The following is a 24,093-nucleotide window of genomic DNA, read 5'->3' as shown; positions in this document are numbered from 1 at the left end:
GCTACGCCATGGCGCCGACAGCACGGAGTTGACCATGGAAGATCGCATCCGCATCCGCTCGGAGGAAGTCCTTTCCGACGACTGGGCGGTTCTGAAGAAGACCGTGCTGGACTATCGCCGGCGCGACGGCCAGTGGGAGACGCAGATCCGCCAGACTTACGATCGCGGCGACGGTGCGGTGATCCTGCCTTTCGATCCCGAGCGCCAGACTGTGCTGCTGGTGCGGCAGTTCCGCTATCCCGCCTATGTCACCGGCCACCGCGAACCGCTGGTCGAGGCCTGCGCCGGCCTGCTCGACGAAAACGATCCCGAAACCGCCATTCGCAAGGAAGCCGAGGAGGAACTCGGCTATCACTTAGAGAACATCGAGCGGCTGTTTGCGCCCTATATGAGCCCGGGCAGTGTCACCGAACGGCTGTGGTTCTTCGTGGCGCGCTACTCACCCGGCGACCGCATCTCGGCCGGCGGCGGCGCGCCGGAAGAGGGCGAGGACATCGAGGTGCTTGAAATGCCGCTCGATGAGGCGCTGGCCAGCATCGTTGACGGCCGCATCATCGACGCCAAGACGATCATCCTGATCCAGCACCTGAAGCTGTACCCGATGAAGGCCTAGCCGCTCGAAGCTCGGCGGGCAGGTGCCTCACTCGGTAGGCTGCGGACAGGGTGGCACGTCCACTTCGCGGATGAAGTTGCGCAATTCCTCCATGTCCCCGGACAGAGGCCGATCGTCGGAATAGTGCGCGATATTTTCCCGGACCATGCGATAGATGGTGTCGGTACCAGGCGCACGTGCACCGCGCTCTGCCAGAAAATCATGGGCCTGCGCGGCCGCCATGAGCTCGATTGCCAAAATGTATTCGGCATTGTCGATAACCGCGAGCAGCTTGTTGGCTGCGACGGTCGGATGAGCCAGAAAGTCCTCTTGCAGGCCGGATGTGACACCACCGTCGGTCGCCGCCGGGGCGGCCAGGCGCCGATTGACGTTGCTCAGCGACGTGGCGGTGTATTGGGCAATCATGAAGCCGGAATTGCTGCCATCTTCATCGGCAAGGAAGGCCGGCAAATTGTTGACAAGTGGATTGACGAGACGGTCGATCCGTCGCTCGCTCATTCCAGCCACCTGCGCCAAAGCGATTGTCAGGCCGTCGGCCGCCTGTCCGAGTGCCGGCGCCACCGCATGCGCCTCTGAAACAACCTGAGGATCGTTCAACGACCCGAATACCGCTGGATTGTCGGTGACGGCAGCCAATTCGCGGTCGACCAGCTCAGCCGACCGGTCCAACACCTCGCGGGCGGCACCATGAACATGCGGCACGGCGCGAAGACTGAGTGCGTCTTGCGTGCGGCTGCCGTGGGACAGCGCGATAAGCTCGCTGCCGTGAAGCCAGCCTCGCAGCGCTTTGCCCACATCCTGAATGCCGGGTGAGGGCCGCATCGCCAGGATGGCTTCGCCGAAGGCCGGCATTTGTGCGCCGGCGGCTTCCAGCGTCAAAGCGGCCGCCGCGTCAGCCCATCCCAACAAGCGCTCCGCGCGCTGCACGGCGATGCTTGTCAGGCCGGTCGCGCACGCCGTGCCATTGACGAGACTCAAGCCTTCCTTCGCGCCAAGCTCCAAGGGCTCCAGACCCATTTCGGCAAGCGCTTCCAGTCCGCTCATCGAGCGACCTGCCACGGTTGCGCTGCCTTCGCCGATCAAGACCAGTGCTACATGCGCGTTGTGCGTCAAATACCCGGCCGATCCCCTGGATGGCACGTCGGGAACGCAGTCGCGCTCGATGAAGGTAAGCAGGTTACGGACGATCTGAGGGCTGACACCGGAATGGCCATGCGCGAAATTTGCCACTTGAGCGGCAATGATGGCGCGAACGCCGCGTCTCGGCACTAGGTCACCGACGCCGCATGCGTGGCTGCGAATGATATTGCGCGACAGTTTCTTTTGCAGGGCAGGCGCCACAACCTTGCTAGCCAACGCGCCGACCCCGGTATTTACGCCATAGGCACGGATGCCTTTTTCGACGATGGAAGCTACGATCCGGTTCGCAAAGGCGATCCTCTCCCACGCTGCCGGACTGAGCGCCAGGGATTCGCCTTCGCTCACTTGCGCGATGTCGCGCCAGCTGGCGTTGCTATCTATCGTGATTGTCATTGGTCGTTCCGAAAATAGCGCTGCGGATGCACACGCGCTGTTGGCTCGCTCGAAAGGCTGGGTGAGAAGCTTGCTCTTGGCTCCGTACCGCACAACCGCGATGCATAATGACGATGGAATCGGCGATTGATGCGACTGCAGCGACGTCGTGGGTAATAAAATTCCGATCCGGCACCTGCGGCTCTTGCGGGGGATGCGTCATCGCGGACTTGACCCGAGAATCCTCGTCGCCTAGTCGTCCGGAAGTTGCAAGGACACCGGAATGGCGCGTGGCGCAAAGGCATGGCTGAAGCGAAACAGCGCGCGAGCATCGCTCCTGTTGCTGAACGCAGCGCTGCTTGTCCGCTACCGCCGGTTGACCCAGCGTTTCCTTGAGCGGATGCGGCATCTGCCGAATTTTGCAGCTCCGGTGACGTTCACGGAAAAGATCCACTGGCGCAAGATTTTCGATGACGATCCTCGCTTTGCCGGTCTTCTCGACAAGCTCAAGTCCAAGGACATCGTCCGGGAACGGCTTCCCTGGCTCGCCATCCCCAAGGTTCTGTGGCAGGGCGACGACCCACGCCAGATCCCCTTCGATGACTTGAATGTTCCCTACGCCGTCAAATGCAACCACGGTTGCGCCATGAACGTCATCGTTCGCGATCCGGCAAACGCCGATCGGGAGGTTATCATTGCCGAGATGACGGGACACCTTGCCCAAACCTATGGCACCCGCAAGGTGGAGCGCAGCTATGCGCACATCAAGCGGCGGGTTTTCGTCGAAGCGCTGGTCGGCAAGGACCAGGACTATGATCCAGTCGACTACAAACTCTGTGTGCTGGCTGGCCGCGTCGAATACATCGTCGTCGTCGCTTTCCGTTCCACTGCCAAGAATACGGGCCACCTGGATCGCGACTGGCGCCCGCTGAACATCGTCCAGGGTGCGATCGACTCGAGCCTGAAAATTCCCCCTCCCAAGAGCCTCGCCCGGATGATCGAGGCAGCCGAGGCGCTTGGCAGCGAATTCGACATGGTGCGTGTCGATTTCTACGAGGAGGAGGGAGAACCGATCTTCGGAGAATTCACGGTCTATCCGCGCAGCGGGCTGCTGCAATTCGACCCGGCGAGCTTCGATGGCGAACTGGGCGCGCATTGGGATATTGGCGCTTCGGGTTACCTCAGTCGTTTGCCTAGCCGATTTGCCCGACGATACAAGGCAATGCTCGTGGCCGCCGGCTATCTCGACGCTTGAGACTGCTGCTTGGGTGACCTGCCACCGAAGCTTGAAGAGCGAAGGGTGGTGCGGACAACGGGAATCGAGCCGTACGATCAGAGATCGAGGGATTTTAAGTTTCTAGGCTAGAAAGAACTGATGGCTCGGCAGCTCAAGAGCCGGTGCTTTCGAAGTGCTTCATCAACTGATGCCGGAGTAGCGCCTGGCGATGGATGGGGCCACTGCTCGCGATCTCGGGGTTCGGGGTCGGGATCATCATCGGTCAATTTGTCCTGCCGGGATCGATCTTCGTGAGGCGCAGCCTGGCCTCGACCACGCGCCTTTGCGCGGACCGAATTCGGCAACACAAGGCAAGATTCATGGCGACGCCGCAGTCTTCATCGAGCAAGTTTTCAGCGCGTTCGAGATCCAACTTTGCCCGGCCGACGCGCTGTCGTGCTCTGGCCAGTTCCAGGTTCCTCAGGTCCATTGTTCCGCTTCCTTTGGGTTGCGGTCCCTTCGGAACACCAACCCCTACCGAACGCTTTGGTTCCTGCGACGTATTGCCCGATCACCGCTAAGGGTATCAACAACCTCTCCCACACTATCGGGAGTGGGTCGCGATCATTGTGCGAACTCTTTCAGGGTTGTTGGGTCGATTGTCGCCAGACGCCCTCTCGGCTTCACGATACGCCGCCTCGCAGATCGTATCCTGCTGGATAAAGCGAGGTTCTCAGCCACCATTTTCTCGCTGAGTACAAGCGCTAGCTCGGTTTGTTTGATGCGCTGCTGAGCATCGACGAGTCGCATCGTGAAAAGATCGGCTGCCATTCTGGGTCCGGGGTCCGAGGGATTCATGAGTGCCTAACACATGGCGGGCGAAATCGTTCCCTATTGTCGGGCGAAACCGGTGCCGCATCAAGGGGGCTGAGGTTGAACTCCCCACCCGACGAGATATCCGAAGATCGACGTCGTGGGCGCCGACCTAAAAGCACGCCAGAAGAGCGCGACGAACGCAGGCGGCGTTTGGGCTGCGAGCGCCAAGGCATCGAGAGGGTGAGCCCGCCGCCTCACGGGTCGCGGCTGTTTAGAATGGTCAGGCTCGCTACAGCCTTGACAGGTACAGTCACGGCCTCACCAAGCGGAGGTATCAATGGTCGCGGCGATTGGAAATCAACATCGGCAGGAAACTCAACCGAAACCCGCAAAGACAGAACCGGGCGAAGGATTTGCGCCAGGCAAAAGCGCAGACAGCGTAGGGCATCGCGCCAAGGCCATGGTGGTAGAAAGTGGCGACACAGATCCTGGTGCGCAGGGGCGCGCTGCGTCGACAATCGCCAGAATGGATATTACCGTTTTGACCCCACCGAGCGAAGAGCCGCCTTTGGAGTAGCTCGGGCGGATCCGCTTGCCTCACGGGGCGGGCCTCAGTCTTTGTGCATCACGATGTAGCGACTGCTCACCGCATCCGCTCCCATGCCCCGCGTGACCACGACAGTCCTATACCCGGCAGGAAGGGAACCTGTAGTTGAAGGGTCGACCGAACGGCATCGCCCCACGATCTCCCCATTGGGGGCGCCAGCCAGCCTGTTGGCCAACGCAACCTGGCACTCGCCAAGGGATACGAACATCATAGCCGGCGACGTGTCGAGCGGTTTGCAGACAGCCTGGCCTGGACTACACGACAAAAGAACCATCATTGCTGCGGTTGCCGGATCCATTTGCGAGTTTCTCCCCATTGTGGACGAAATCTCAACGCGGGAACGGGGGACTTTGTTTCGCGGCTGCTAAAATATCAGGGCGTGTGTGGGAACAAGAGAGTGGTTATGTCGGTTCTTTGGCATGCGAGACAAAATCAAAGATCCGCCGCCGAAACCCAGTGCAAGGGAGACGCCTCTGCGTCCAGACCAAGACGCATCGCCAGAGCCTCAACATATCGACCCGCCACCACGCGATGTACGCGAGGCGCCGGCACCAAATCCAAACGGCGATAAAAAGTCCTGACGGCCTGCCTGCCGACCGATCACCAAGGACAGATCGTTGATTGATTTCAATGTGGTGCGGACGACGGGAATCGAACCCGTACGGTCAGAGATCTAGGGATTTTAAGTCCGTAGCATACCGTCTACTCCGGGGTACTCGACGCGCCCAGCATTCTTGCGATGCGGGATCGGCGCGGAGCCGTCCAGCTTGCCGTGAAACGCAGGCTAGGAGCGCGGTGGCTTGTAGCTCTCCCACCGCGATAGACGGGTCTCGATGTCGAAGCGGGACGCCTCGAAGTTGGTGCCAGTGATGACCTTGTTTTTGCCGTCGATCAGCCGATACAGCCCGTCGTTCTCGACATCGTCGACAGGGTGGGTCGATCGCACCACCCGCAACCATAGCGATCGTGCTCGATCGCAAACGTCCTTAACCCTGCTCATTTCTTCCTCCCGTCAGTCTCCGTGACGCTGCTCGAGGTTTTCATCGCACACGCGGTCTCGGCCGGGCCTGCCAGCTCTCGGTCGGCGCGCTCAATGTGCTCCTGATCTCTAAATCTCGTCAAGAATGATGCGTTATGCGAACCAGCGCCGGAAGGCCAACGTGGCACCAGCGGCAGGCTGCTGGCCGCAGGAACGGCAATCAGCGAAGCGGCGTAGGCGTACCCCTGCGAAGCGTACCCGGATCAGCGGCGTACCCCCCGTCGTACCCTCGATTTAATTGGTCGTAGGAAACGGGAAGCCAAGCCGTAGCCTTGGCGCTCCGAATTGCTCAACAATTAGAAGGATTTGCGGAGGGTTGGTGCGGACGGTGGGACTCGAACCCACACACCTTTCGGTCAGTCACAGCTTGTTCTGTCGCGCGCTCGCCACTTGTAGGATGCTCGCGATCTCTTCGGTGGCCGTCAACGGCCTTGACGGTATTTTGGGGTTTCGCGTCGTCAGTCCGGTGGAGCAAAGACGGTCGTGATCCAGAGGACGACCATCTACATCACGACCCTGCCCAAAGGGTGCGTGAAGACCACCTACAGCGGTGGCGCCGTGGTCTGGAAATGCGGGACCAAGTATTACCAGCCTTACAAGAACCGCTACGTGCTGGTTTACATCAAGTAAGGTTGGCCTCACGGGTGCCGTGAAACGGCCTTCTCGCCAAGCCGCCGGCGTGACACAGCGCGCTGGTCGCCGTTCGCTTGCGTCTTTGGTTTTCCGAGGGAGCTTCCTTTGCCTGGAGGCGCGGCAGCCAAAAATGGTGCGGACGACGGGAATCGAACCCGTACGATCAGAGATCGAGGGATTTTAAGTCCCTTGCGTCTACCAATTCCGCCACGTCCGCAGGCCAGCCCTTTTCAAACGCCAGCGAAAACCCGTCAAGCCATCTTTTGCCGAGTGTCGCCACTCGAACTCATGAAAGGTGGTTCGTGATTTTAAAACAATTGGTTGTGGCGAAAATCTCAGTCGCCGAGGACGCTCAGAACTTGTAGCTGAGATTGATGCCGACCGTGTTCAGCTTGACGTCCTGGTCGCGGCCGACGAATTCGTCGGACCCGTCATGGTGTTCGGAGCCGAAATCGTAGTAGCGATATTGGGCGCCGACGACGAACTTGTCGGTCAGCGCGTAGTCGACGCCGGCGCCGACCGTCCAGCCGACATGCGTGCCTGTGCTGGAAAAGTCCGGGGCTTGCGAGGTCTCGATGCCGGCGAAAGCGACGCCGCCAATGCCATAGACCAGCAGCCGGTCCATGGCGTAGCCGGCCTTGGCGTTGACCGACCCGAACCATTTGACGTCGGTGCCGAAATTGTTTCCCGGGGGGCCTAGTACCGTCGTGCCGTTGATACGGGAATAGTTGAGCTCGGCCTCGGCGCCGATCACCGCCTGGTCGAACTGCCACAGGCCGGCGACGTGGCCGCCGACGAAACCACCATCGAGGTCGGGCGAGGTGGAAAACGGCTCGCCCTCTGTTCCCGTGACGTCAGACTGGCCCCAGCCGTAGCCGGCCTGCAGACCGGCATAGTAGCCGGTCCAGTCGAAGCCCGGTTCGGTCATTGGCGCCGCCATCGGGTCGGCGGCGAATGCCGGGGCGGCCAGAGCGGTCAAAAATCCGGCACTTGCGAGCGTCAGACGACGCATCGAGCTCTCCGAAATGGCGGTTCAGAAGACTCCTTGCGGCAAGGTAACTCTATTCGCCGCAAAACGAAACCCATTGTTCAGCAATCGAAATGTGCCTGTTGCTGCGCGCTATGCTCTATTTGGCGTCGATGAAGTCCAGTGCCGCCTGGCTATATTCATCCGGCGCCTGAAGCATGGCGAAATGACTGGCATTGGGCAGGATGATGAGCTTGGCGCCTGGAATGACGGAGGCCATGTATTCGGTGTGTTCGCGCTTGATAGCCTCATCATGATCGCCGGCGACGATCGCCGTCGGCGTGGTGATCTTGCCGAGCTGTTCCTTGGTCCAGGCCGGCTCCGACTCCCACATGTGGCTGATCTGCGAAACGAAGGCATCGTACTGGTCCGGCGTCTTCGACATCTTCTTGTAGTCGCGACCCGAGCGGTCGATGTAGGCGGCAAAGGTCTTGTTGGTCATCACGCCGGGATCGACGCCATCGGTGGTGACATTGGCGGCTTGCGCAAAGAGCCTGGTCAGCCGCTCCGGATGATGCAGCGCGATGTCGATGCCGATAATGCCGCCGTCGCTCCAGCCGACAAGAGCGGTCTTGTCGATCTTGAGGTAGTCGAGCAGAGCCAGATAGTCGGACGCCATGAGGTCGTAGCCGTAAGGCTGCTCGGTGCGCGTGGATCGGCCGTGGCCGCGGCTGTCGGCGACGATCACCTTGTGGGTCTTGGACATCGTCGCCACCTGGCTCGCCCAGATGTCGGCGTGGCCAAGGCCGCCATGGATCAAGAGGATCGGATCACCGGCGCCGAAAACGGCGTAGTACATCTGGATGCCGTTGACCGGCGCATAGCCGCTCTGATCCGCTTTGGGCATGGCCGCCGGCTCCGGCAAGGTCTGCCAACGTTCCTCTGCAACGGCGAATGCGGTCGACGCCATGAGCAGGATGACAACGGCGAAGGCTTTCCAGAGACGGATCATGCTTATCTCCTTAGGGTTTGTGTCCAGCATCGCCTTTTGGCGGAACTAGTCAACAAGCCCGGCTTGCCGGCAGGAATGTCGGACCGACGGCTCTGGCGATGCAAGGCGACTTTTGCGAGAGTGGCCGCAACCCGAGGAATCGCCAATGACGAAAACCAAAGCCGCAAGCGCCGCCAAACCAAAACCCTGGACCGAGATGGCGACGCATCTGGTCGATGTCGCCATGGGGCGCAAGCCGGCCGATCTCGTCATCCGCAACGGGCGCTGGGTGAACGTCCATTCGGGCGAGATCATCGCCGGCACCGACATTGCCATTGCCGGCGGGCGCTTCGCCTATTGCGGGCCAAATGCCAGCCATGCCATCGGCCAGGGCACCAAGGTGGTCGACGCCGGCGGCCGCTATCTCGTGCCCGGCCTTTGCGATGCGCATATGCATGTCGAGAGCGGCATGGTGACGGTGACCGAGTTCTGCCGCGCGGTCATCCCGCACGGCACAACTTCGATGTTCATCGACCCGCATGAGATCGCCAATGTTCTCGGCCTGCCGGGCGTGCGGCTGATGCATGACGAGGCTGTCGCCATGCCGATCAATGTGCATGTCCAGATGCCGTCCTGCGTGCCGTCCGCACCGGGGTTGGAACATGCCGGCGCCGAACTGACGGTTGCCGATGTCACTGAAGCGATGACCTGGGAGAACATCATCGGGCTCGGCGAGGTGATGAATTTCCCCGGCGTCGCCGCCAACGACCCGGTGATGTCGGGTGAGATCGCCGCGACGGTGAGGGCCGGCAAGACGGTCGGCGGCCACTATGCCTCGCGCGATCTCGGCCTGCCGTTCCACGGCTATGTCGCCGGCGGGCCGGAGGACGACCATGAAGGCACGCGCGCCGAGGATGCCATTGCGCGGGTACGCCAAGGCATGAAGGCGATGCTGCGGCTGGGCTCCGCCTGGTACGACGTCGCCTCGCAGATCAAGGCGGTGACCGAGAGCGGCCTCGACCCGCGCAACTTCATCCTGTGCACCGACGACAGCCATTCCGGCACGCTGGTGCATGAAGGCCATATGGACAGGGTGGTGCGTCACGCCATCCAACAGGGATTGAAGCCGGTGACGGCGATCCAGATGGCGACACTCAACACCGCCCAGCATTTCAAGCTGGAGCGCGAGATCGGCTCGATCGCGCCGGGACGGCTGGCCGACCTGCTGATCGTCTCCGATCTTACCGCCATGACCATCGACGAGGTCTATGGTCGCGGCGTCAGGCTGGCCAAGGGCGGCAAGCTCGAAATCGACATTCCGGCCTATGATTACCCGAAGACGGCGAAGAACACCGTCAAGCTCGGCAAAAAGCTCAAGGCCAGGGATTTCGACATCGCGGCGCCCAAGGGCGCCAATGAGGTGCGGGTGCGTGTCATCGGCGTCATCGAGAACCAGGCGCCGACGCGGGCGCTGGAGGCCGATTTGCCGGTCGAGGACGGGCTGGTCGCCATGGACCGCCGCAACGATATCTGCCAGATCGCGCTGGTCGAGCGCCATCGCGGCACGGGCGGCGTCACCAACGCCTTCGTCTCCGGCTTCGGCTACATGGGCGACTGCGCCATGGCGTCGAGCGTGGCGCACGATGCCCACCACATCATCTGCGTCGGCACCAACAAGGAAGACATGGCGCTGGCCGTCAACCGGCTGGGCGAGGTCGGCGGCGGTGTCGTGCTGTTTTCAAAGGGCAAGGAGCTGGCGCTGGTCGAAATGCCGATCGCCGGGCTGATGTCGGACGAACGCGCCGAGATCGTCGCGGCCAAGGCGGAGAAGCTGACCGAGGCGATGCGCAAGATGGGCTGCTCGCTCAACAACGCCTACATGCAGCACTCGCTGCTGGCGCTAGTAGTCATCCCGGAACTCAGGATTTCCGATGTCGGTCTGATCGACGTGACGACCTTCCAGAAGGTGGATCTTTTTTTATAAACTGTTTGGGAATATCCGAACTCTCCGCGGCTCTGTGTGGATTTTTGTAGGCGGAGTTAGAAGAGGTAATTTTCAAAGACGGATACAGCAATTCCTAACACAATAGATCCAAAAAAGGCAATATAGGCGTACATATCGGTTCTATTTTCTATTTTTCGCCACCGTTGCGTATCCTTATCAAGGAGATTGAAATAAACTAGAATAGCGACGCCAGTTAAGCCAAATATCCACATCGAGTACGGCACGATATAAAATCCTTCACCCACCAGTGGCGATGGTCAGCACCTTGAACGGGGTGGTGATCACGACTTCGGCCATGGAGCCGACCGCCTTGCCGATCCCTTGGCCGATATCGTCAAACTCGCCCGGATCGTTCGATCGCAGGGCGGCTGGTGTGCGCAGTCGATCACCGAGCAATTGCACCAGGATCGGATTGTCGGCGAACTTGGCATGGTTCAAACGGTCACCGCCCTTGGTCTTTGTAAGATCCGCCACGACCACGCCATAGCTGGCAAGGTCGGCCGCATTGGCATAGTCGCCGACGCGCGGCTTGTCGCCGGAGATCAGGGACGACAGCTTCAGCGCACGGTCGTCTCCCGAAAGCAGGATGGCGAACGGCTTGTCGGGTTTGCCGTAGCGGATCATCTGTTTCTTGAAGACGTCGACATCGATGTCCGGCGAAGCGAGGACGACATAGCCGAGCTTGCCGCCGAGATCACGGTCGCCGGTGATGGCGAGCTGGCGCAGCGCCTCCATCGTCACCCAGGTTCCCATCGAATGCGCAATGACGTCTATACTCTTGACCTTTGTCTTGGCGAGCATCCTGAGCGTCGCCTCGAGATCGTCGCGCGCGGCGTTGGCACTTTCCTTGTCGTAGATGTAGCCAGTGGTCTTGCCGCTCGAAGCCCAGGAAAACAGCACCGGCGTGCCCGGATATTTGGTGTCATGGGCGATTTGCGTCAGCCGGTAGACGCCGTCGTCGAAACCGTTGTTGAAGCCGTGCACGAACACCAGTGCGCGGTCGCCATTCATGGCGATGTTGGCGCCGACAGCCTTTGCGAATTGCGAGGCGTCGCCATAGTGGACGACGTCGGTGGCGGTGAACTGCTTGGCCGGGTTGGAATTGGCCGAACCCTTGGCGCGCTCGATGGCGCCGACTTGGTGGACCTTCGGCACGGTCACGTCGACGCGGGCGTAACTGGTGGTCAGCGAACGGTCGCCGTCGAACACCTGGCGCGGATCCTTGGTCGCCGGCTGACGGGTGGTGGCGACGAAGATTTCATGCGTGGCCGCGATGTCGGAGGCAGGCACCGAAACTGTCGTCTGGTTCAAGAGGTCATGTGTATTCGGGCCGGCGCAGCCGGCGACTGCGAGCGCGAACGCAAGGACGAGGACAGTCTTCCAACGCACGTTCACGCGGGCTCCCGCTGGCGCATGGCGCCGATTTTATTGTCGATAGAGGCAGAGACCGGCCCGGTCCAGTTGAAAGTGATCTGGCCGCGCGGCATTCGCGAACTCACGCGGCCAACAGTAGCCGCAGGGCAACAGCCTTATTGCCCGAGCGCGCTGATGCGGTCGGTCACCGTCTGGTCGCTGGCAAAGCCGTCATCCTCGCGCAGCCGCTGGCCGATCATCTTCACCAGTTCGGGATTGTCGGCGAATTTGGTGTGGTTGAAGCTGTCGGTTCCCTTGACCTTGGAGAGATCGACGACGGTGACGCCATAAGCAGCAAGGTCGGCGGCATCCTTGTAGTCGCCGACGCGTGGCCGTGCGCCGGCGATCAGGCCGGAGAGCCGCAGCGCGCGGTCGTCGTCGGACAAAAGCAGGATGAACGGCTTGTCCGGCTTGCCGTAGCGGCGCATCTGGCTCTTGAACACGTCGACGTCGATGTCGGGCGAGGCCAGCACGACATCGCCGAGCTTGCCGCCGAGATCGCGGTCGCCGGTGATGGCGAGCTGGCGCAGCGTTTCCATGGTGACCCAGGTTCCGAGCGAATGGGCGACGATGTCGATGCGCCGCGCACCGGACTGCTGCAGCATTCTGAGTGTCACTTCGAGCTGGTCGCGGGCGGCGCTGGCACTTTCCTTGTCATAGACATAGTCGGTGGTCTTGGCACCTGAAGCCCAGGAAAACAACACCGGGGTGCCGGGGTAGCCGGAATCGTGGACGATCTGGGTCAGGCGGTAGACGGCGTCGTCGAAGCCCGTGTTGTAGCCATGCACGAAGACCATGACGCGGCCACCGCGCGCGGCGATGTCGGCGTTGAGCGCGGCGGAGAATTTCGGCTGCGCGTCATAGCCGACAACCTCCGAAGCCATGAAATACTTCGCCGGGTCGTTCGATTTGCCGCGCGAGCGGCGTTCGATCTGGCCGGTCTGGTGGATACCGGGAACGGTGACGTTGACGCGGGCATAGTTCAGCGTCGCCGAACGCTCGCCGTCGAAGACCTTGTTGGGATCGTCGGATTTTTTGCGTGTCGTGGCGATGAAGATCGAGTGATTGCCCGAAATTTCCGTCACCGACGTGGACATGACGGCGCTGCCGAGCAGTTCCTCGGTTTTGCGGCCGCCGCAGCCGGCGATCAACAGGGCAAGTGCAAGAATGCAAATCGTCTTCAAACGCACGTCAAAAATTCCACTCCGGCCAAAAGGCCCATCTACCCCCGCGACACCTCCCGGACAGTGAGAGTGCGGCAGAAGTAAGTCGTGTCCAGCCTAAATGCGTTCAGCGCCGAGCCACGGCCATCGCACTGTTGCGCGAAAGCCAAAATGGCGGCAGGAACGCCGGGATGTTGGAGAAGGGCAGCACTTCGGGCTTCAGCCTTATGCCGAGCACGTCCACCATGAAGGCGCGGCGCGCCTCGATCCGGCTCCAGGCCTCGGGATAGCGAGCCGCGATCTCCTCGCGCAAGGCCTCATCGGCAAGTGCGATGCCGTCCTCGATGTTGGTGGTGAAATAGTCGGTTCCGGTCGCCGGGATGATGTCGACCTGCAGCGCCATGCCCGACTTCAACTTGATTTCCGAGCCCGAATACACCGGCGAATGCATCCATTCGTCGATATGGACGAGATGGCCAGGATTGAGTGTAACGCCGAAGAATGGATCACCGATGCGGTCGTGCACGGCTTTCCACAAGGCACCGCCGGTGACACCAATGCCGATGGTTTCGTACCAGTCGACGACGGCGGCGAAATAGGGCGCGACCAGTTTTTCGACATAGTCGCCAATTCCTTTGGGCAGTTCCACCGCGCTTTCGACCAGGAAGCCGGCGCGGGCGTTGAGCGAGCCCTGGATGCCATAGGCCATTGTGATCGGGTCGCCGCGCTTGATGATGTCGAGGCGGGGGCTGGGCAGGCCGTAGGGCGCACGCTTGCCGGCGGACAGCATCGGGTGGCAGCACAGAGGCAGGCCGTTCATCCCCATCAGCTTCGCGGCCTGCAATTCGCTCATGCCGGGCTCGATACGCCCAAGCACATTGCGCAGGCCTTGGGAAGAAAAGGTCGCGGCGAATTCGAAGGATGCCAACTGGTCGGCCTCGTTGATGGCGCGCAGACCATCCGTTGGGTTCATCAGAAGGTTGGCGGCATTGACCACCGCGCCCTTGTCGCCGGCCAGTGTGCGCAGCGTATCGGCAACGAAGGACGGCAGGTCGAGCGTCGCCTCGCCAAAGCCGCCATCGCCGGGGCCGAACGGCTTCCAGCCGATGGCGCCGATCTTCTGGCCGGTCTTCAGGCCGCAGGCGGCAAGCGTGTCGGACAGGGAGGCGGAGCGGTCGCGCGGCTGCGCCGGCAGCGAGAAGGTCTGGTAGAGGACGCGCTCATACGGCCCATCGCAGATCTCGGCATAGCCCCAGCCCTCATTGCCGACGAGAAGTTTTGGTGTTTGGCCAGGGACGATGACCAGCAGCGTTTCCTCGAAACGCGGATCATAGCCACTGAGATAGGCGACATTGGCCGTGTGCTCGCGATCGCCATAGACGGCGAAGGCATCGAGCCCGGCGCTTGCGCCGCAGGCCAGCAGCGCCTCGATACGCGCTTCGTAGGTCCGGCGCTGAAGCAGCGGCATCACTGTCGGCTCGCCGAATTCGGGAAGGTCTACGGTCTTCAAGGCGACAGCCGAAACAGGCATGGAAAGGCGCTCCGGTGACTATGATGGCGCATCGATGAAGGATCGAGCGATCGCATCGGTGGCTGCAAATGGCGAATTATGCAATAGGCGTGGGCCATGTTCAGGTTCAAACGCCGCCGCTTCGTGAAGACTGATTTTCTCGGCCATTCGAGGATCGGAGCTGGCTCGCTGCTCGGCATCACCTGTGTCGGCAAGCTGGACGGGGGTGGTGCTCAGGTCCATGCCGTGATGTCGGCGATCCTGTTTTCGTGGGCAGCCGGGATTGCCTATTTCCATTCGCCGTTCACATCGGTGGGTGAGGGTGAGGAGCCGGAGGTTTTTGCGGCACGGTGGGAAGCGGCCTTCAATCTCGGGCAAGGCGCTCCCCGCGTTCCCGATGGCGTGCCGATCGTTTCTGGCGAGACTTTCAGCCAGGGCTATCGCGGCGCGCCGGCCGTTGTCGCGCAGCGGCATTTCCATGGCTTTGCCGAGCGTAATCCCGATCTTTACAGCCAGCTGGCCGATGAATTTCGCGCGCGGCTCGCCTTGCCGCCGCGGAGATTTGAGGTTCCCACGATCGCCGTTCACGTCAGGCGCGGCGATGTCGCCGGTAATGCGGCCCACGCGTCCCGCCTGACCGACAACGCCACCCTCTTGCGAAACATCAGCCACGTGCTGCGCGACCACCCGCGGCACCGTGTCGTCATCTTCTCGCAAGGCGTCGAATCCGACTTTGGACCGTTGGCCGACAGCTGTGCGTTCGAGCTGAATTCGGATGTGTTTTCCACGATCTCGGCATTGATCGCGGCCGACTGCCTGATCATGGCGAAAAGCTCGCTGAGTTACGTCGCCGGCTTGCTGTCCAAGGGCAGCGTGTATTACGAACCGTTCTGGCATGGGCCACTGTCGTCCTGGCGGGTTTTGCCGAAGCCGCCGGGCGCGCTGCGCCAAACGATCTGGGGATGATTTCATGAACAGCTTTTCCGCCCGTGTTGGCGTCGCCGCTGCCGCGATCCGCGAAATCTTTCCCGAAACGCCGCTGCAGGAAAACGATTATCTGTCGAAGAAGACCGGGGCGCGGGTGCTGTTGAAGCGCGAGGATCTTTCGCCAGTGCGCTCCTACAAGATCCGTGGCGCCTTCAATTTCTTCCGCAAGACGCTTGCCGCCGGCAACAAGGCCGAGCTGTTCGTCTGCGCCTCGGCAGGCAACCATGCGCAGGGCTTTGCGTTCGTGTGCCGACATTTCGGCAAGAAGGGCGTTGTCTTCATGCCGGTAACGACACCGCAGCAGAAGATCGACAAGACGCGGCTGTTCGGCGGCGACTTCGTCGAAATCAGGCTGGTCGGCGATTTCTTCGACGACTGCTACCGCGCCGCCTTCGAATTCACCGAAAGTTCCGGCGCGCATATGGTGCCGCCCTTTGACCACAAGGATATCATCGAGGGGCAGGCGACGGTCGCTTATGAGATCGCCGACCAGATGCCCGGTGCGCGCATGCCCGACATCATCATGCTGCCGGTCGGCGGCGGCGGCCTTGCCGCCGGCGTGACGCACTATTTCGCCGACCAGCAGCGCGAAGCCCGCTACGTCTTTTGCGAGCCGGCCGGCGCGCCGAGCCTGCATGAGAGCCTGGCCAGCGGCAAGCGCATCAAGCTTGCCAATGTCGACAATTTCGTCGACGGCGCGGCGGTGGCCGAGATCGGCCGCGAGCCGTTGCGTTACCTCAAGGAGTTCGCCGCCGACGCCGTGCGGCTGATCCCCGAGAACCGGCTCTGCGCCACCATGATCGAGATGCTCAACATCGAGGGCGTGGTGCTGGAGCCGGCCGGCGCGCTGGCGATCGATGCGCTGAAGGATTTTTCGCGCAAGGAAATCCGCGGCAAGACCATCGTCGCGGTGGTGTCGGGCGGCAATTTCGATTTCGAGCGGCTGCCCGACGTGAAGGAGCGGGCGCTGCGCTTCGAGGGGCTGAAGAAATACTTCATCATCCGTTTCCCGCAGCGGCCGGGCGCGCTGCGAGACTTCCTCGAAATGCTGGGACCCGACGACGACATTGCCCGCTTCGAATATCTGAAGAAATCGGCGCGCAATTTCGGTTCGGTGCTCATCGGCATCGAAACCAAGGACCGGCGCAATTTCGACCTGCTGAAGGCGAATTTCGAAGCCGAGGGCGTGCACTACCAGGACATCACCGACAACGAGACCCTGGCGGGCTTCATCATATGAGCGGTACGGTTTTCGTCGCGCTGTTTTCCGGCATCAATGTCGGCGGCAACCGCATCGTCAAGATGGTGGAGTTGCGGGCATTTTTCGAGACACTCGGCTTCATCGACGTCGCCAGCTATGTGCAGAGCGGCAATGTCGTGTTCCGGGCGAAGAAGGGCGATGCAGCCGCGCTGACGAAACAGATCGAGACCGCCTTCGAGAAAAAATGGGGCTTTCATTCGCGCATCATGGTGCGCGATCTCGGCTGGTTCGAGCGGCTGGTGAGTGAAAATCCCTATCCGGAAGTGGCCGGCGATCCGACCAAGCTTCACGCCTATACGCTGGAGCGCCAGCCGACAGCCGAGGAAATTTCCAGGCTTGCCGAAAAGTGCACCGGCCCCGAAAGCTTCGAGGTCAAAGGCGACGTGCTCTACCTCAAAGCGCCGGACGGGCTCGGCAAATCGGCGTTTGCCAACATTCTTCCGCGCACGCTGAAAGTACCGGGCACCGCGCGCAACTGGCGCTCGGTGCTGGCGCTGCTGGATATGGCCGGCCAGGCTGGCGCCAAATAGCGTTACGCCGCCGGCGCGGGCTTCCAGTCGAAGATCAGCTCTTCGCGGAAGGCAAAGCGCTTGATGTGATCGGCAACGACGCTTTCCAGGCGCTCCAGCGATCCGCCTTCATCCGTCGACACCGTGATATGCAGCGCTGCCGCATCGGCATCGAGAACCGTGCGGCCGAGCGACAGATCGATGGTGCCATGGTTCGGATCGAACTCGACGGGAAATTTGTGTGCCCAGTGCTTGCACAGCTGCTGCAGATAGCGGCTGGCATAGGCGGTGGTGACATCGACACGGCTGGTCGGCATGGATGAAGTCTCCTGGGTAGGGCGCTGGCTGTGCCTGGCTGGCGCGTCGGGCAATTACATAGGTGCAGTCGCCCGAAACGGCAAAGGCGGCCGGCATGTCGGCGCGGCCGCCTTGCTCAAGATGGCGTAATCGCTACCAGGTGCCGGTGTTCGGCATCGAGGCCCACGGCTCGGCCTTGGGTTTGGCCGGTCCCTTCTGCAGCAGCTCGAACGAGATTCCGTCCGGCGACTTGACGAAAGCCATGTTGCCGTCGCGCGGCGGCCGGTTGATGATGACGCCATTGTCCATCAGATGCTGACAGGTGGCGTAGATGTCGTCGACTTCATAGGCGAGGTGGCCGAAATTGCGGCCGCCCTTATAGTCCTCCGGGTCCCAATTGTAGGTCAGCTCGATCAGCGGCGCCTTGTCGGCGATGCCGCTCTCTTCGTCCTCGGAGGCGGCGAGGAAGATCAGCGTGAAGCGGCCCTGCTCGTTTTCGTAGCGGCGCACTTCCTTCAGGCCGAGCTTGTTGACATAGAAATCGAGCGAGGCATCGACGTCGGCGACACGGACCATGGTGTGGAGGTAGCGCATAGGATTTCCTCGGGGATGTTTGGGTTGCGAGGCAACATAGGGTCCACCCCGCCGAAGGGCAACGAGCGTCGGACTGAAAAAGTGGTCGCCGGTTTTGGAAAAGTCAGATTGCTCTGACAAAAGCGCTGGATGCAAGTGGTTGCCGATTTCGGCAGAATCCCATGCAAATTGCCGACCGGTGAAGGCCTGGACAGATCGTTATTGCGGCCGGCAGCAACGCCGGCAAACAACAAATCAGCTATTCCTGTATCCAACCGCGAAAAAAGGCACGGCAGGTCTTGCACACCCCGGAAGCGGCGGTGTTAATCTGATATCAAGAATCACTTGCGGTTTTCTTGAAAAAAGGGGGCGTTCTTATGGGGGATAGGGCCTCTTTCACGAGGCGGGATGAGAACCTTGACGACGCCCTGCAGCGCGACAGTGGCGGCGACACCGCCGACCTGGTCGAAATCGCCGGCGCCATCAAATGGTTCGACGTGGCCAAGGGCTACGGCTTCATACTTCCCGATGACGGTTTTTCGGGTGACATCCTCCTCCATGTGACCTGTCTCCGAAAGGACGGTTTCCAGACTGCATTGGAGGGCGCGCGCGTCGTCTGCCTCGTCAAGCATGGCGACCGCGGCTTGCAGGCGTTCCGGGTGCTGTCCATGGACACCACCACGGCGATCCATCCGGCCGAGATGCAGGAACAGCGCACCCATGTGTCCGTGACGCCGGAAAGCGGTCTCGAACGGGCGCTGGTAAAGTGGTTCAACCGCACCAAGGGCTTCGGCTTCCTGACGCGGGGCGAGGGCACCGAGGATATCTTCGTCCATATGGAGACGCTGCGCCGCTACGGCATCACCGAGCTCAGGCCCGGACAGGTTGTTCTGGTGCGTTTCGGGCGCGGTGACAAAGGCCTCATGGCCGCCGAGATTCACCCCGATATGGGCACCTTGCCGGTCGCGCATTAGGACGAGAGCCATCCCAAAGGATTCGGGACGGTTCTCTTCCTTGTTTTCTTGGTTTCACCACGATCTTATCCGAATACCTGAGACCACTTTTCGGGATCATGGTCTCCGGTCGAGGATTTCAAATGGCGCTCAGGAACTGGCTGACTGCAGGCGCGCTTTGCGTCATCGTTGCCGCGGCCGCCGGCGCCTACTTCTATTCCGGGCAGCCGACCGCGTCCCAGCAGGCTCCCGCCGGCGACAGCCAGGCGATGATCCTTCCCGTCGATCCGACGCCGCTGGTGGTGGCGACGAAAGGCGGAGACAAATCCTTCACCATCGAAATCGCCGACACCGAAGCAGAGCGCGAGGCCGGCCTGATGTATCGCCAGGACATGGGGGACGATCATGGCATGCTGTTCGTGTTCGAGATGCAGAAGCAGGTCGGCTTCTGGATGCGCAACACGCCGATGCCTCTCGACCTGATCTTTGTCGGCCAGGACGGCAAGATCCGGGCAGTGAAGCATGGCGAGCCTCAATCGGACGCGGTCATTTCACCGGGTGTGCCGGTGCGCTTCGTGCTCGAGCTCAAGGCCGGCACTGCGGCCAAAAACGGCATCGAATATGGCGATCTGCTGCGCCATCCGGCCGTCGGCACCGTGTCCGGGCCTGGCATGCCGCCGGCGGACAAGGGCGATTCGCCGACGCCCGGCGCCGGCTGAGCGGCGTCGATGCAGTTCTTTTCGCACGACGGGTTCGACCTCGCTTTCCTCGATCGCCAGCCGGCGTCGGGCGAGGGCGATCCGGTGCTGATGATCCACGGCTTCGCTTCCAGCCACTATGTCAACTGGGTATCGCCGGGCTGGTTCAAGACGCTGAACGATGCCGGTTATCGCGCCATCGCCTTCGACAATCGCGGCCACGGCTCGTCGTCGAAGAGCTATGACGAGGCCGACTACACGCCGGCCAAAATGGCTTCCGATGCGGCGGCGCTGCTCGACCATCTCGGCATCGGCCGCGCCCATGTCATGGGCTATTCGATGGGGGCGCGCATCTCAGCGTTCCTGGCGCTGTCCGATCCGGACAAGGTGGCGACGCTGGTCTTCGGCGGCCTCGGCATCGGCATGGTCGACGGCGTCGGCGACTGGGACCCGATCGCCGAAGCGCTGCTGGCCGACGATCCGGCCGCCACCAGCCATCCGCGCGGCCGCTCGTTTCGCGCCTTCGCCGATCAGACGCGCAGCGACCGCCGGGCGCTGGCGGCCTGCATTGCTACCTCGCGGGAGCTGCTCAGCGAGGACGACATGACGCGCATCGCCCAACCGACGCTGATTGCGGTTGGGACGACAGACGATATCGGCGGTTCGCCCGACGAACTCGCTGCGCTGATGCCCAACGCCAGGGCATTTCACATCGACGGCCGCGACCATATGCTGGCCGTCGGCGACAAGACCCTCAAGCAGCGCGTGCTGGAGTTTTATGCCGAAAATCCGCTCTGAGGCGGATGGCGATCTGAATCGGTGGCGCTCTTGCCTCAAACCGGAACCGCTATGGTCGAGCTCCTCGTCACCTATATGGAGATGACCGCGCCGCCGTCAGGTAGGGCTTTTGTGCCGACAGAGCCGGTCACGGTGGCACTGGAAAGGCTGGAAAGCGTTGGTTACATCAGCCTCTACCGCGCCGTCGGCGAGCCTGTGCAGTGGGACCAGCGGCTGCGCATGGCGGCTGGAGACCTCGAGCGCCTTTTGGCGCTACCCTCGACACACATCCATGTGCTGCGCGTCGCGGGCGTGGCCGCCGGCCTGTGCGAATTCAACGGCGTCGGCCAGCCTGACGTCGAGCTGGTTCATTTTGGGCTGGTTCCCGCTTTCCAGGGCCGCAGGCTCGGGCCGTTCCTGCTCGACCAGGCGCTTCGCGCCGTCTGGTCGCATGCGCCGCAACGGGTCTGGCTTCATACGGACACTTATGACCATCCGTCGGCGCAATCGGTCTACGGGCGGGCAGGCTTCAGGCAGTATGCCCAGCGCATGGAGACTTTCCCCGACTAGGACGTGTTGATGTTCAGTCGGTCGCAAGAGCCTCGATCGAGCGCGCAATGTTCTGCCTGGCCTGCGGTTCGAACCGCCGCCGGAATTCGTCGGTGTGGAAAATGTGGTCGCGGGCCAGGAAAGTCTTCAGGACAGCGCTGCGGCCGGCGCGCCACATCGGCTCCTCGACCCAGGCATATTCACGTCGGACCGCACGCTCATAAGCGTCGAACGCATCCGGTCGGGCGCCCAGGATCGACAGGTCTATGTCGAGGAACAGGCTGGCATCGCGCAGCGCCGCCGCGTCGTCGAACGACGGCAGCTGGTGCGTGGCGGTGGCAAGGATCATCGCACCGATGCGGTTCAAGCGTTCCGCATCGGTGCGTCCAGCCAGGTTTTTCTCGGCAAGGGCCGCACTTTGCGCCTCATTGTCCTTGGCCTTGCTGTCATAGATGGCATCGTGGAACCAGATCGCGGCCTCGACGGCTTCGGGATCATGCAGCGATACGCGATAATCGCCGGCCAACGCCAGCATCGCCTCGATATGTCTGAGGTTGTGGTAGTGGCGGTCTTCGGCCCGATAGAGCGCCGAGAGTTCCTGCTTCAGCGGTTCGTCGATCAAGTGCTGGTCTTTCAAGTTTGTCATCCGTCCAGTTAACCGGCCCCAGCCCCTCGGAGTCAAAACCAATCATTTCAAACCTTGCGCGGGCCGGGGCTCTGGGGAATGTTGCCATTCCATTCAACCAAGGAGGCTGCCATGACGAATACCTTGCCGGGGACGATCGACATGAAGCTGGAGGCCGTCATCATTGCCGTTGCGGATGCCGAGCGGTCCAAGCGTTTTTATGGTGGCCTCGGTTGGCGGCTCGATGCCGACTTCGTCGTCGGCGATGCGTTTCGGGTGGTGCAGTTCACGCCTCCGGGTTCGCCATGCTCGATCCATTTCGGCAAAGGCCTGACATCAGCCGCGCCAGGCTCGGCCAAAGGACTTTATCTCGTCGTATCCGATATCGTGGCGGCGCATACCGAACTCGTGGCGCGCGGCGTCGAGGCAAGCGAGGTGTTCCACCGTACGGGGCCCGGGCAGCCGCCGGTCAGCGGCAGGCATCCGGAAGGGCGCAGCTATTCCTCCTATGTCACGTTCAGCGATCCGGACGGCAACAGCTTCATCCTGCAGGAGATCACCCAGCGCTTGCCCGGGCGCGTGGACGCCGGCGACACGATATTTACCTCGTCGGGCGAGCTTGCCGCGGCGCTAAGGCGCGCCGCCGCCGCACATGGCGAGCACGAGAAGCGGACCGGCGGACAGCACGATGTGAACTGGCCCGACTGGTACGCCGAATATATGGTGGCGGAACAGGCAGGAAAGCCGCTGCCGACCTGAACGCCCACAGCGCGGCGTCATAGGCGTCGCGCGGGTCCGCCGGCCCGTTTTCTAGCGGGGCGGTGATCAAGGGTTCGTTTTCCATGGCGGCTTGAATCTGCGTGAACCAAATCCATTTGATGAAGCACTAAGGAAAATTGAGTTCAATCGTGCTATGATCTGGCCTATATGTGCGGCCGGATAACAGCCGGCAGGCCGGAGACGTCGATGAACAGCATTACGATTGCCCGCCCCACAATGGTGCAGCCGGTCGATCCGATCTGGCGCTCGATCCGCGACGAGGCGATGGAAGCGGTCAACCGCGACCCGCTTCTGGCGGCGTTCCTCTATTCGACCATCCTCAACCAGGAGAGCCTGGAAGAAGCGGTCATCCACCGGATCGCCGAGCGGCTTGCGCATCAGGACATCGGTTCCGATCTCATCCGCCAGACCTTCAAGTCGATGCTGGCCGACGACAACGAATGGTCATCGATCGTGCGTGTCGACATCCAGGCCTATTACGACCGCGATCCGGCCTGCGACCGCTTCATCATGCCGGTGCTCTATTTCAAGGGTTTTCACGCCATCCAGACGCACAGGCTGGCGCATTGGCTGTGGAACCAGGGCCGCAAGGATTTCGCGCTCTATCTGCAGAGCCGCTCGTCCTCGGTGTTCCAGACCGACATCAACCCGGCCGCCCGCATCGGCAAGGGCATCTTCATCGACCACGCCACCGGCCTTGTCGTCGGCGAGACGGCTGTGATCGAGGACGATGTGTCGATCCTGCACGGCGTGACGCTGGGCGGCACCGGCAAGGCCGGCGGCGACCGTCACCCGAAGATTCGCTACGGCGTGCTGATCGGCGCCGGCGCCAAGATCCTCGGCAATATCGAGATCGGCCATTGCTCGAAAGTCGCGGCAGGCTCGGTGGTGCTGTCACCGGTGCCGCACAACAAGACGGTTGCCGGTGTGCCGGCCCGCGTCGTCGGCGAGACCGGCTGCGACCAGCCTTCGCGCCAGATGGACCAGCTTTTGCCGTCGCAGTCGATGGACCAGGTCGTCAGCTTCGACATCTGATTTGCACGATCCGGTGTGCCGGGCTGAAGTCAGGCTGCCGGCGCTGTTGCCCCTTAACTTCGCGTTCTATCCAGCCGGCTTGCCTTTACATCGCCATTGTCGACGTGCCAGAAGCGCGTTCCAACGAGCAAGCCCGACGATCGGAGAAGACTTTTGAAGCCGGACGAAATCAGAAAGCTGGACGCCTATTTCAAGCGCGTCTTCCAGAATCCCAAACTCGAAGTGAAGGCGCGGCCGCGCAAGGAAGATTCGGCCGAGGTCTATGTCGGCGACGAGTTCCTCGGGATCGTCTTCAAGGACGAAGACGACGGCGATTACAATTTCTCGATGGCGATCCTCGACATCGATCTGGCCTGAGCCAGGGCTTTGCGGCTGACCGGACCTGCCATGGTGCAGGCCGGCAGCCTTCCGCGCTTTCGTCATCAACTCTGAGGAATCGCGGCGTCTCGAAGCCTTGCGTTTAGGGTGACGACGATCTTTCGCATGACGGCAGCGATAGCCACCATTGGCTTTTTGCCGTTGGCGATGAGGCGTTTGTAGAAGGCTGCGAACTCGCCTTTTCCG

28 protein-coding genes, 1 tRNA gene and 1 pseudogene are annotated in these 24,093 nt (G+C 61.7%); 16 read left to right on the top strand and 14 right to left on the bottom strand.

Going from position 1 to position 24,093, the window contains the following annotated elements:
• The first annotated feature begins 34 nt into the window (after nt 1–34).
• Complete coding sequence (locus tag AC1DYO_RS17140; protein WP_477265157.1) at nt 35–613, top strand: NUDIX domain-containing protein; 579 nt, start codon at nt 35–37, stop codon at nt 611–613.
• Between the two features lie 27 nt (nt 614–640).
• Here AC1DYO_RS17140 and AC1DYO_RS17135 read toward each other — a convergent pair whose 3' ends face one another.
• Nucleotides 641–2,146, bottom strand: coding sequence for an HAL/PAL/TAL family ammonia-lyase (locus AC1DYO_RS17135; RefSeq protein ID WP_477265154.1), 1,506 nt, complete (start codon nt 2,144–2,146; stop codon nt 641–643).
• Between the two features lie 262 nt (nt 2,147–2,408).
• Here AC1DYO_RS17135 and AC1DYO_RS17130 point away from each other — a divergent pair, with 262 nt between their 5' ends.
• Nucleotides 2,409–3,380, top strand: a complete 972-nt coding sequence (locus AC1DYO_RS17130) for an ATP-grasp fold amidoligase family protein (RefSeq protein WP_477265152.1) — start codon at nt 2,409–2,411, stop codon at nt 3,378–3,380.
• Between the two features lie 244 nt (nt 3,381–3,624).
• Here AC1DYO_RS17130 and AC1DYO_RS17125 read toward each other — a convergent pair whose 3' ends face one another.
• Entirely contained in the window at nt 3,625–3,831 is a 207-nt protein-coding gene (locus tag AC1DYO_RS17125) for a hypothetical protein (RefSeq protein ID WP_181061541.1), read from the bottom strand.
• A gap of 134 nt (nt 3,832–3,965) precedes the next feature.
• Entirely contained in the window at nt 3,966–4,172 is a 207-nt protein-coding gene (locus AC1DYO_RS17120; RefSeq protein WP_477265150.1) for a hypothetical protein, read from the bottom strand.
• A 322-nt stretch (nt 4,173–4,494) separates the two neighbouring features.
• On the opposite strand from AC1DYO_RS17120, the gene AC1DYO_RS17115 reads away from it, so the two are divergent.
• The gene (locus AC1DYO_RS17115) at nt 4,495–4,734 is read left to right on the top strand and encodes a hypothetical protein (RefSeq protein WP_477265148.1); all 240 of its coding nucleotides are present in this window, start codon (nt 4,495–4,497) and stop codon (nt 4,732–4,734) included.
• 814 nt (nt 4,735–5,548) lie between these two features.
• Here the strand turns inward: AC1DYO_RS17115 and AC1DYO_RS17110 are convergent.
• Nucleotides 5,549–5,764 carry a hypothetical protein gene (locus AC1DYO_RS17110; RefSeq protein ID WP_477265146.1) on the bottom strand — a complete coding sequence of 72 codons (216 nt, stop codon included), beginning with the start codon at nt 5,762–5,764 and terminating at the stop codon, nt 5,549–5,551.
• Nucleotides 5,765–6,286: 522 nt separating this feature from the next.
• On the opposite strand from AC1DYO_RS17110, the gene AC1DYO_RS17105 reads away from it, so the two are divergent.
• A complete protein-coding gene (locus AC1DYO_RS17105) occupies nt 6,287–6,433 on the top strand; it encodes a hypothetical protein (protein ID WP_477265144.1) in 147 nt (48 codons plus the stop codon).
• A gap of 134 nt (nt 6,434–6,567) precedes the next feature.
• Here AC1DYO_RS17105 and AC1DYO_RS17100 read toward each other — a convergent pair.
• The 3 genes from AC1DYO_RS17100 to AC1DYO_RS17090 form a co-directional block, all read right to left on the bottom strand.
• Nucleotides 6,568–6,653: transfer RNA gene (locus AC1DYO_RS17100), tRNA-Leu, on the bottom strand.
• Nucleotides 6,654–6,788: 135 nt separating this feature from the next.
• Nucleotides 6,789–7,448: an outer membrane protein gene (locus tag AC1DYO_RS17095; protein WP_477265142.1), complete on the bottom strand. Its 660-nt coding sequence runs from the start codon at nt 7,446–7,448 to the stop codon at nt 6,789–6,791.
• Between the two features lie 115 nt (nt 7,449–7,563).
• Nucleotides 7,564–8,415, bottom strand: coding sequence for an alpha/beta fold hydrolase (locus AC1DYO_RS17090; RefSeq protein WP_477265140.1), 852 nt, complete (start codon nt 8,413–8,415; stop codon nt 7,564–7,566).
• A gap of 145 nt (nt 8,416–8,560) precedes the next feature.
• On the opposite strand from AC1DYO_RS17090, the gene ade reads away from it, so the two are divergent.
• Nucleotides 8,561–10,378 (top strand): adenine deaminase, encoded by a 1,818-nt coding sequence (gene ade, locus AC1DYO_RS17085; protein ID WP_477265138.1) that lies wholly within the window; start codon nt 8,561–8,563, stop codon nt 10,376–10,378.
• Nucleotides 10,379–10,636: 258 nt separating this feature from the next.
• Here ade and AC1DYO_RS17080 read toward each other — a convergent pair whose 3' ends face one another.
• The 3 genes from AC1DYO_RS17080 to AC1DYO_RS17070 form a co-directional block, all read right to left on the bottom strand.
• On the bottom strand, nt 10,637–11,794 hold the full coding sequence (locus tag AC1DYO_RS17080; protein ID WP_477265136.1) for an alpha/beta hydrolase: 1,158 nt from the start codon (nt 11,792–11,794) through the stop codon (nt 10,637–10,639).
• Between the two features lie 134 nt (nt 11,795–11,928).
• Nucleotides 11,929–13,002 (bottom strand): alpha/beta hydrolase, encoded by a 1,074-nt coding sequence (locus tag AC1DYO_RS17075; protein WP_477265134.1) that lies wholly within the window; start codon nt 13,000–13,002, stop codon nt 11,929–11,931.
• Between the two features lie 100 nt (nt 13,003–13,102).
• Nucleotides 13,103–14,506 carry an aminopeptidase P family N-terminal domain-containing protein gene (locus AC1DYO_RS17070; protein ID WP_477265132.1) on the bottom strand — a complete coding sequence of 468 codons (1,404 nt, stop codon included), beginning with the start codon at nt 14,504–14,506 and terminating at the stop codon, nt 13,103–13,105.
• 96 nt (nt 14,507–14,602) lie between these two features.
• Here AC1DYO_RS17070 and AC1DYO_RS17065 point away from each other — a divergent pair, with 96 nt between their 5' ends.
• Genes AC1DYO_RS17065 through AC1DYO_RS17055 form a run of 3 tightly spaced genes read left to right on the top strand, consistent with a single transcriptional unit; the run spans nt 14,603 to nt 17,263 of the window.
• Nucleotides 14,603–15,451: an O-fucosyltransferase family protein gene (locus tag AC1DYO_RS17065; protein ID WP_477265130.1), complete on the top strand. Its 849-nt coding sequence runs from the start codon at nt 14,603–14,605 to the stop codon at nt 15,449–15,451.
• 4 nt (nt 15,452–15,455) lie between these two features.
• Entirely contained in the window at nt 15,456–16,712 is a 1,257-nt protein-coding gene (gene ilvA / locus AC1DYO_RS17060) for a threonine ammonia-lyase IlvA (protein ID WP_477265128.1), read from the top strand.
• On the top strand, nt 16,709–17,263 hold the full coding sequence (locus AC1DYO_RS17055; protein ID WP_477265126.1) for a DUF1697 domain-containing protein: 555 nt from the start codon (nt 16,709–16,711) through the stop codon (nt 17,261–17,263). Before ilvA ends, AC1DYO_RS17055 begins: the two co-directional genes overlap by 4 nt.
• A gap of 2 nt (nt 17,264–17,265) precedes the next feature.
• Here AC1DYO_RS17055 and AC1DYO_RS17050 read toward each other — a convergent pair whose 3' ends face one another.
• Nucleotides 17,266–17,559, bottom strand: coding sequence for a DUF2218 domain-containing protein (locus tag AC1DYO_RS17050; protein ID WP_477265124.1), 294 nt, complete (start codon nt 17,557–17,559; stop codon nt 17,266–17,268).
• Here AC1DYO_RS17050 and AC1DYO_RS17045 point away from each other — a divergent pair.
• Nucleotides 17,558–17,689: a hypothetical protein gene (locus tag AC1DYO_RS17045; RefSeq protein WP_477265122.1), complete on the top strand. Its 132-nt coding sequence runs from the start codon at nt 17,558–17,560 to the stop codon at nt 17,687–17,689. The genes AC1DYO_RS17050 and AC1DYO_RS17045 overlap by 2 nt on opposite strands.
• A 3-nt stretch (nt 17,690–17,692) precedes the next feature.
• Here AC1DYO_RS17045 and AC1DYO_RS17040 read toward each other — a convergent pair whose 3' ends face one another.
• Nucleotides 17,693–18,133, bottom strand: coding sequence for a VOC family protein (locus AC1DYO_RS17040; protein WP_477265120.1), 441 nt, complete (start codon nt 18,131–18,133; stop codon nt 17,693–17,695).
• A 356-nt stretch (nt 18,134–18,489) separates the two neighbouring features.
• Here AC1DYO_RS17040 and AC1DYO_RS17035 point away from each other — a divergent pair, with 356 nt between their 5' ends.
• The 4 genes from AC1DYO_RS17035 (at nt 18,490) to AC1DYO_RS17020 (ending at nt 21,110) form a co-directional block, all read left to right on the top strand.
• A complete protein-coding gene (locus tag AC1DYO_RS17035) occupies nt 18,490–19,086 on the top strand; it encodes a cold-shock protein (RefSeq protein WP_477265118.1) in 597 nt (198 codons plus the stop codon).
• Nucleotides 19,087–19,208: 122 nt separating this feature from the next.
• Nucleotides 19,209–19,784: a DUF192 domain-containing protein gene (locus AC1DYO_RS17030; RefSeq protein ID WP_477265116.1), complete on the top strand. Its 576-nt coding sequence runs from the start codon at nt 19,209–19,211 to the stop codon at nt 19,782–19,784.
• 9 nt (nt 19,785–19,793) lie between these two features.
• Nucleotides 19,794–20,561, top strand: coding sequence for an alpha/beta fold hydrolase (locus AC1DYO_RS17025; RefSeq protein ID WP_477265114.1), 768 nt, complete (start codon nt 19,794–19,796; stop codon nt 20,559–20,561).
• Nucleotides 20,562–20,612: 51 nt separating this feature from the next.
• On the top strand, nt 20,613–21,110 hold the full coding sequence (locus AC1DYO_RS17020) for a GNAT family N-acetyltransferase (protein ID WP_477265112.1): 498 nt from the start codon (nt 20,613–20,615) through the stop codon (nt 21,108–21,110).
• Nucleotides 21,111–21,123: 13 nt separating this feature from the next.
• Here AC1DYO_RS17020 and AC1DYO_RS17015 read toward each other — a convergent pair whose 3' ends face one another.
• Entirely contained in the window at nt 21,124–21,735 is a 612-nt protein-coding gene (locus AC1DYO_RS17015; RefSeq protein WP_477265110.1) for an HD domain-containing protein, read from the bottom strand.
• A gap of 111 nt (nt 21,736–21,846) precedes the next feature.
• Here AC1DYO_RS17015 and AC1DYO_RS17010 point away from each other — a divergent pair, with 111 nt between their 5' ends.
• The 3 genes from AC1DYO_RS17010 (at nt 21,847) to AC1DYO_RS17000 (ending at nt 23,886) form a co-directional block, all read left to right on the top strand.
• A complete protein-coding gene (locus AC1DYO_RS17010; protein WP_477265108.1) occupies nt 21,847–22,473 on the top strand; it encodes a VOC family protein in 627 nt (208 codons plus the stop codon).
• Between the two features lie 207 nt (nt 22,474–22,680).
• Nucleotides 22,681–23,529: a serine O-acetyltransferase gene (cysE, locus tag AC1DYO_RS17005; RefSeq protein WP_477265106.1), complete on the top strand. Its 849-nt coding sequence runs from the start codon at nt 22,681–22,683 to the stop codon at nt 23,527–23,529.
• Nucleotides 23,530–23,682: 153 nt separating this feature from the next.
• Entirely contained in the window at nt 23,683–23,886 is a 204-nt protein-coding gene (locus AC1DYO_RS17000) for a DUF3126 family protein (protein WP_006200852.1), read from the top strand.
• Between the two features lie 65 nt (nt 23,887–23,951).
• Here AC1DYO_RS17000 and AC1DYO_RS16995 read toward each other — a convergent pair.
• A pseudogene (locus AC1DYO_RS16995) lies at nt 23,952–24,093 on the bottom strand (IS110 family transposase); the annotation flags it as partial.

This window comes from Mesorhizobium sp. P2_F5, from assembly GCF_056403715.1.
This window is presented reverse-complemented; position numbering and strand designations above follow the sequence as displayed.